The organism is Paenibacillus sp. GbtcB18, from assembly GCF_019091125.1.
GTDB lineage: Bacteria > Bacillota > Bacilli > Paenibacillales > NBRC-103111 > Paenibacillus_F > Paenibacillus_F chitinolyticus.
The window spans coordinates 1-235 of record NZ_JAGXJX010000872.1 but is presented as its reverse complement, the minus strand read 5'-3'; the positions used below and the strand labels follow the sequence as shown (position 1 = coordinate 235).

Below are 235 nucleotides of genomic sequence, written 5' to 3'. Positions count from 1 at the left end.
CGAGTCTCTTGGCGGCGAAATTCAGTTTCTGACCACATATGGTGAGGCGCCGGGAACACCTGGGGCGATGAAGGATAAAGTGATGCATTTGGCTTTGACAGTAGCGGGTACGAACAAGTTAATGCTGTCCGCCTCTTTCGAACCGGTTTCGTATAACCGGAATATCAGTCTTGCCTGGAACAATGACGAGGTGTCGGAAGCCGCAGCGGCTAATGCCAAGTAAAGCGAGGGCGGG

At 53.2% G+C, this 235-nt stretch carries 1 protein-coding gene; it reads left to right on the top strand.

All coding sequences use genetic code 11. The features are described from left to right. On the top strand, positions 1–223 hold a 223-nt coding region (locus tag KVT34_RS31175; protein WP_483311481.1), incomplete at its 5' end, for a VOC family protein. Positions 224–235: the final 12 nt, after the last annotated feature.